We start from the raw sequence: 4,493 nt of genomic DNA on the forward strand, positions 1-4,493 counted from the left end.
GATTTATATATTGGCAATAAAAGCAGTTACGATAGAAGAAATTTATCAAGAAATATTGGATGGCAAAAGGAAACGATTCCCTCCAAATACTTGGAAAGAAGATTTGGATAATAAACTCGCCCGCAGAGTAATCACATATTTATTACACAGTATCTTAAAATGGGATAAGGAAGACATCAGAAAAAAATGGAACACTCAATTACTTGTAAAGTATAAATTACGAGGATTACTCAAACATAGATACGAAAATAGCCCTTTTAAAGCAATAAATGATTTATACCCAAGTGAGTTTAAAGAATGGGAGTTTGGTATGACTCCTTTAAATTTTTGGACGAAAGAAAAGGCATTAACGATTTTGAGATGGATGATTGAAGAAAAAAAAGGTTTATCGAACGAAAAGCTCTTACGCGTATACGGCAAAAAATGGTTGGAGAAAAACAAACTTAGTGCCCCTCTGGCTATGTACTGGAATAGTAGTCCGTTTGCAATGATTAACGATTTGTACCCTAGTCGTTTTAAAGAATGGGAATTTCTCATGACGCCCAATAACTTCTGGACAAAAGAAAAAGCATTAGAAGCATTGAAATGGACCATTGAAGAAAAAGAAAAATTAACGCCCGAACAAATACTGGATGTTTACAGTATAAAATGGCTAAAGACTCACAGATTAGCGTCTCCATGTCAATTAATGTGGGGAAATAGTCCATTTAAAATGATAAACGACTTATATCCAGGTCGCTTTAAAGAATGGGAATTTAAAGTTACACCAGTTGGCTTTTGGTCCAAATGTAAAGCACTAGAAGCATTAAGATGGACCATTGAAGAGAAAGAAAAACTGGATGAAAAACAGCTATTAAACGTATTTAATCAACGATGGCTCATAAAACAAAAATTACGGACACCCTTACAACGCTATTGGAAAGGAAGCCCCTACGGGATGCTTATTGCTTTATATCCAAATCGTTTTTCTAAAGGTATGTTAAAAGGGTATTGTAATAATTAAAGTGGAAATGTAAGTATGCAGAGACGCCCTTTGGTGTCTCTTTTTGAAATCCTATGTAAGTACATTCTTATGTGCCTATCGCTTTATTTATCGAAGAAAGTGAACCTGTTATATTATTTCCCAATCCATCTCGTCAAAGCCATACCAAGAAACCCAGCGCCCATCCCTATCATCCACCCAGTTTTGGCGCCTCCAAACATAGATCCCACTCCCGCGCCAAGAAACGTACAGCCCACGAATACTATCCCCCGATGCCCCAGTTCGGTCGTTCCATGCTTCATCCCCACCCTTTCTTTACAACATATACTATATGCAAGCTAAAATTTCTAGCTTATGAACTGTTCATTTTCTTGACTATAACTATATGTTTCATATCCATTACTTACAGGTCCAAATGTCATTTTTACATCAATTCGTTACTTAACTTCATTGGTTACTTTTTTTTCATCTTATAGAAGACTATTTCTCAACACATAACACATGGAATTATATTACCAGTAATAGTAATATAAAGGTACCTTCAATTGTTAACTGTTGTTCCCTTTTTGAAAGTCCTGTCAAAAGACAGGACTTTTTAAATTTACTTCCTACTAATTTGGCTTTTTCGTTAATATCCTTTTACCTTGTATTTATTTGTTTTGTTATCTTTCCTTAACAACAAATAAGACGTCGCCAAAATCAAGGCAGCGCCTACTATAATTCCTATACATTTAATCAAAACCATTTATCCTCACATTATTTATTTCTTTGCTTCCATACCCCATTCTCTTTACGAAAAGTATTCTTTCCATTCATGAAGTCAGCTGTATTACCAGGAATGCTATATTTCTTATTCTTTTTCTTAGACTTCTTCTTCAGCCTTTTCTCTTCTTGGATAGCTTGCAAATCCGCCTTCCATTGTTTCAACAAATCCTTTTCACGTCGCATCGAATTTGTACCCCTTGGTTTAAAATGTGAACCAGATAATTAGATTCTACCTATTCATATAGATATCCTCTAATCCAATGTACCAAGTTATGTTTTTCTTTTTAAATAGACCAACAATATATTAAAATATTCTATATATCCAAGGAGGTTTGTCATGCTCAACTTTCATAAAGAATTACCCCTATTAGGATTCTTTTTGTTTTTATACAGTTTTATTGGTATCATCTTTTTATTACTATTCCTGAGCGTGTAGTAACAATGCAATGCGTATACATATATGTTTAATGTGTAAATTCTATAAAAGAAGTAAAAAGCACCTCTGCTGGATGATTAATACTATATATTAATTAGGAGAAAACATTTGGTATAATATAAGTGCTTTATTATATGTGTTTTCTTCAAACCGTCTTAGGAGGAAAGTAGTTTTTTATTTTTTCAATAGTACTTACTAACTATTTCTGTTAATATTTAGTTACCGATATGTGTATCAACCGGCCTGTGCTTCTGTACGGGCTTTTTTGATGCTTTCATGCTTCGTAATACCCAGGAACCTGTCCTATTAACTCTATAAAGACACCATTGCAAATATAATCCCTTATAGCTTCTATAGATTCTCAACTTTTTCATAATATTTATGAGAGTTTTTTTATATTCATATTTCTGCAACATCTTTATATAACGTTTTAATATATTACGTGTTAAACTTAAAACATTCCAAGAAGTCCTTTACTTTTAGAATCGACAATTCTTCAATACCCTTAGTCTTGCCCTGCATCCCCTGCAGGGCTTTTATCATTTAGCTAGAATTGATAAAGCCTTTTGTAGATTTCTTCAACCTTATCTGTACTGTTATTTATATCTCTAGCTCTTAAATTCTTTGTGAGCCACAAGATTTTCTTCCGTTCATATTCATCTCTCTGCTATTTTTCCGTTATTTTCCATCCTTAATAATCCGTTTATTGATGCGTTCCATAACTTTATCCTTAGTTAGATTTTCAATAACAACCTCTATTTTCCTAAAATTCAATCAAATCTTTATAAATTTCTAATGAGTATTAATTGATAGGAATACCACAGCATAAAATGGAATTTATTCTCAATAAGTTATTAATTATTCTATCTGTCAAACTATTAGTTTATCTCTTCTTCATATTTTAATTGTCTTTTGACCACGATCAAACGAATAAAATACACAAGTAGGTAAGGAGCATTAGTATGATTATACAAGAAAAATTATCTTTTTCAGATTTAGATTCATTAGATTCAACTACAGACTCCATAATGGATGCGTTTAAAGATCTTTATGGAATACTTCCTGAAGAAATTGCATTAAATAATGAGACGTTTCCAATTCATAATAAGCCTGCTATTACTGAACGTTATGGTCATGCTTGTTATAAAATGGTGGGCCCTTTTATATTTCGAGATCTTGAAGAACCTTCAATAAATGAAATAACCCTAAAGGAACAATTTGTATATAATCCTAATAATGAAGAAAAAGAGATTGTAGTGACAATAAAAGAACAATGGGTCAATATACAATCTTGGAGTTCGAAATCTATTACAGGTTTAACTTTAAAATCAGATCTTATTATTGCAGGTAAATTTCAATCGGGTAATGAATTTAATATTTCAACTTTTGTAGGAGAAAGTAATTCAAAATCAATTCATACCGCTCCTTCAATTGAACATTCTATTAAAGTACCTCCAAATAGTAAAATGAAAATTGCAATGATAGGAACATTAATTACTGAGGTTCTACATTTCCAATCAATTATAACAGTACAAGGCATGTTTGGTGCATGTTTTCCACGTATGGTTCGTGGACATTATGTTGGGTTTAAAAGCGCCGGTCACATCCTAAATAAAACGTTTGGAATAATTGAAGGTTCCATTAACAATACAGCAATTCAGGATATTGAAATAAATATTAAAGGGATAGAACCTTATTCCTATAAACAAAAAGTGATCAAGTAGTAAAGTTGCAAGCAAAAAAATATACTGTTTTTTGATTCTATATCATATATAGATCATTAGAATAAGGAAAAGGAAAAATCTATGGCTAACAGTACTTCAAAATCATTGAATGGGGGAAAATGAATTGTCAAACAAAAATGAGTTAAGTTTTTTCATTATTAGATTAGTATTAGGGTTAACTTTTTTTGCACATGGACTCATAAAATTTCAAGATGGTATTCATAATACAGAAAATTTCTTCAACAGCCTAGGAATATTCGATTGGCTTGCATATCCAGTAGCAATTATTGAACTAGTGGGTGGAATTTTAGTTATTCTGGGGCTTGGTACACGAATTATTTCAACCTTATTTTCTTTACTTATCGCCGGAGCCATTATTACTGTGAAATTTGATCAAGGATTTATAGGAGGGTATGAATTTGATTTATTATTATTGGCTGTTTCTTTATTTTTTGTAGTAAATAACAGCCAATCTATTTCATTAGATAAATTCCTAACGAATCGTAATAATAAACAACAACAAACTCTATAAACATAAAGTTTCTCCTCAACACGTAAATCTTTATTTTGTGAAGAAGCTTATTTA

General features: G+C 31.8%; 5 protein-coding genes. 3 read left to right on the forward strand and 2 right to left on the reverse strand.

What is annotated here, in order from left to right; genetic code table 11:
* The first annotated feature begins 1 nt into the window (after window position 1).
* Window positions 2-1,003: a DUF4046 domain-containing protein gene (locus ABWK52_RS23215; protein ID WP_438825468.1), complete on the forward strand. Its 1,002-nt coding sequence runs from the start codon at window positions 2-4 to the stop codon at window positions 1,001-1,003.
* Window positions 1,004-1,116: 113 nt separating this feature from the next.
* Here the strand turns inward: ABWK52_RS23215 and ABWK52_RS23220 are convergent, their stop codons facing one another.
* Window positions 1,117-1,239 (reverse strand): hypothetical protein, encoded by a 123-nt coding sequence (locus ABWK52_RS23220; protein WP_002063117.1) that lies wholly within the window; start codon window positions 1,237-1,239, stop codon window positions 1,117-1,119.
* Window positions 1,240-1,738: 499 nt separating this feature from the next.
* Entirely contained in the window at window positions 1,739-1,930 is a 192-nt protein-coding gene (locus ABWK52_RS23225) for a hypothetical protein (RefSeq protein WP_001250597.1), read from the reverse strand.
* 1,215 nt (window positions 1,931-3,145) lie between these two features.
* On the opposite strand from ABWK52_RS23225, the gene ABWK52_RS23230 reads away from it, so the two are divergent.
* Both ABWK52_RS23230 and ABWK52_RS23235 read left to right on the forward strand, forming a co-directional pair.
* A complete protein-coding gene (locus ABWK52_RS23230; RefSeq protein ID WP_098542128.1) occupies window positions 3,146-3,907 on the forward strand; it encodes a hydralysin-2 in 762 nt (253 codons plus the stop codon).
* A gap of 124 nt (window positions 3,908-4,031) precedes the next feature.
* On the forward strand, window positions 4,032-4,439 hold the full coding sequence (locus ABWK52_RS23235; protein WP_353772165.1) for a DoxX family protein: 408 nt from the start codon (window positions 4,032-4,034) through the stop codon (window positions 4,437-4,439).
* Window positions 4,440-4,493 lie beyond the last annotated feature (54 nt).

This window comes from Bacillus sp. AP50 (genome assembly GCF_040492675.1).
Classification (GTDB): Bacteria; Bacillota; Bacilli; order Bacillales; family Bacillaceae_G; genus Bacillus_A; species Bacillus_A cereus.

Excerpts from the sequence above, each read along its gene's own strand:
- ABWK52_RS23225 (WP_001250597.1), bottom strand. The coding sequence starts at position 1,930 with ATGCGACGTGAAAAGGATTTGTTGAAACAATGGAAGGCGGATTTGCAA.
- ABWK52_RS23230 (WP_098542128.1), top strand. The coding sequence starts at position 3,146 with ATGATTATACAAGAAAAATTATCTTTTTCAGATTTAGATTCATTAGAT.